General features: G+C 75.5%; 3 protein-coding genes. 2 read left to right on the plus strand and 1 reads right to left on the minus strand.

What is annotated here, in order from left to right:
• Positions 1–354 (plus strand): DUF2690 domain-containing protein (locus tag L1885_RS27345; protein ID WP_235799833.1); only part of this gene is annotated, 354 nt, incomplete at its 5' end.
• Between the two features lie 57 nt (positions 355–411).
• Here L1885_RS27345 and L1885_RS27350 read toward each other — a convergent pair.
• Positions 412–870: an ATP-binding protein gene (locus L1885_RS27350; protein WP_372482043.1), complete on the minus strand. Its 459-nt coding sequence runs from the start codon at positions 868–870 to the stop codon at positions 412–414.
• A 254-nt stretch (positions 871–1,124) separates the two neighbouring features.
• On the opposite strand from L1885_RS27350, the gene lplAB reads away from it, so the two are divergent.
• Positions 1,125–2,180, plus strand: coding sequence for a lipoate-protein ligase LplAB (lplAB, locus tag L1885_RS27355; protein WP_235799834.1), 1,056 nt, complete (start codon positions 1,125–1,127; stop codon positions 2,178–2,180).
• Positions 2,181–2,280: the final 100 nt, after the last annotated feature.

Raw genomic sequence — 2,280 nt, forward strand, 5'->3', positions numbered from 1 at the left:
CGCTGCCACGGCGCCTCGTGCGAGGGCCGGGACCCGGGCGCGATGCTGTGCGGCAGGCAGCCGGCGACGCTGCGTTCGGAGCCGGTGGCCGGCGGCCGCCGCGTCGACGTCCGCTACAGCGGCGCCTGCTCGAGCGCGTGGGCGCGGGTCAGCGGCTCACGGGTGGGCGACCGGATCAGCATCGCGGGCCCCAGCCGTCCGCAGCAGAGCGCGCGGGCGAGGGACGCCTTCGACACCTCCGGGTACGTGTTCACCCCGATGACCCCGGCCGGGCCCCGCACGGCCCTGCGGGCCTGCCTGCGGCCGGTCCGCGGCCGTGCGGTGTGCCTGACGGCCACCCCGGCCGGGCGCTGAGCCGGCACGCTCCCCGCCCGCACGCCGGGCGCGGAGGCGGCCCGCCCCCGTGCGTCGCTACGCGGTGTCCACGGGCAGGCGGACCTTGATCCGCTTGCCGACCGGCTCCCGCCGCACGTCGAAGCCATCGCACACGGCCAGCACGATCTCCAGGCCGTGCTGTCCGATCCGCCCCGGCCGCGGCGCGCGGGCGAGCGGGAGGGCCGGGTCGCTGTCCCACACGGCGATCTCCAGGCTGCCGCCCACCAGCTCGCAGTCGACGAGGCAGGGACCCGGCGCGTACTTGCAGGCGTTCGTCACCAGCTCGCTGACGACCAGTTGCGCCGTCCCGATCGCGCCCGCCGACACGGGCACTCCGAGCGCGGCGCGCAGGTCCCTCAGGTAGCCGGCGGCGAAGCCGCGCGCGGCGGCGATGGACTCCGGTCCCCCGTCGTACACGGCGCTCGCGCGCCCGCACGGGCCCGGCGCACCGGGTCCCGTGTCCCGCAATCCGCCGTATCCCGTCATCTGCTCCATGCGCTCTCTCCCCCTCGCGCGCCCCTGGCGCCGACCGACCGCGTACCCGGGCGGGGCGCCCGCCACGCCTGCCGCTCCCGCCGGCGGCCGCGCGTACGCCACACGAGGGGGTTCGGGCGCCCTCGGGGCGGTCGGGCCGGGTCCCTTCACCGGTACGGACGGTGCGCGCGGAAGGCTGGGGGCGCGCCTGTCGCGCGCGGAATGAACCCGGGGGCGGGACGGTTCGCTTTCTCGGGATATGTGGAGGCATGGCCATGCATGGTGAATACAAGGTGCCGGGCGGCAAGCTCGTCGTGGTGGACCTGGACACCGAGGACGGTGTGCTGCGCGGGGTGCGCGTGGCCGGGGACTTCTTCCTGGAGCCCGACGAGGCCCTGCACGCCATCGACCGCGCCCTGGAGGGCGCGCCGGCCGGCACGGACACCGCGGGCCTCGCCGCGCGGATCGACGCGGCGCTGCCCGCGGGGACGACCATGCTCGGGCTCACGTCCGAGGGTGTCGCGGTCGCCGTGCGCCGGGCGCTCGCGCAGGCGACGGAGTGGCGGGACTACGACTGGCGGCTGATCCACGAGCCGCCGCAGTCGCCCGCCCTGCACATGGCGCTGGACGAGGTGATCACGGCGGAGGTCGCGGCGGGCCGCAGGCCGCCGACCCTGCGGGTGTGGGAGTGGGGGGCGCCCGCGGTCGTCATCGGGAGCTTCCAGTCCCTGCGCAACGAGGTCGATCCGGAGGGTGCCCGGCGCCACGGGATCACGGTGGTGCGGCGCGTATCCGGCGGGGGCGCCATGTTCGTGGAGCCGGGCAACACGATCACGTACTCGCTGTCGGTGCCCGAGTCGCTGGTCAAGGGGCTTTCGTTCGCGGACAGTTACGCCTACCTCGACGACTGGGTGCTCGGCGCGCTCGGCGAGATGGGCGTCCGCGCCTGGTACCAGCCGCTGAACGACATCGCCACGGACGTGGGAAAGATCGCGGGCGCAGCGCAGAAGCGTGTCGTGGAGGGGCAGGGCGGGGTCCTGCACCACGTGACGATGGCGTACGACATCGACGCCGACAAGATGACCGAGGTGCTGCGCATCGGGCGGGAGAAGCTCTCCGACAAGGGCACGCGCAGCGCCAAGAAGCGCGTCGACCCGCTGCGCCGCCAGACCGGTCTGCCGCGCGAGACGGTGATCTCCCGCATGATCGGGTCGTTCCGCAACCGGTACGGGCTGACCGACGACCGGATCACGCCCGAGGAGATGGAGCGGGCGCAGGAGCTCGTGCGGACCAAGTTCACCACCCCGGAGTGGATCACGCGGGTGCCGTGAGCGGCGACGGGGGCGCGGGCGGCGCCGGACGGCACGACCGGCGGGCACGGATCCCCGTCCGCACCGCCCGCGCCGCCGGCGCTCCCGCACCGCCCGCGCC

This window comes from Streptomyces fuscigenes (assembly GCF_021556455.1).
GTDB lineage: Bacteria > Actinomycetota > Actinomycetes > Streptomycetales > Streptomycetaceae > Streptomyces > Streptomyces fuscigenes.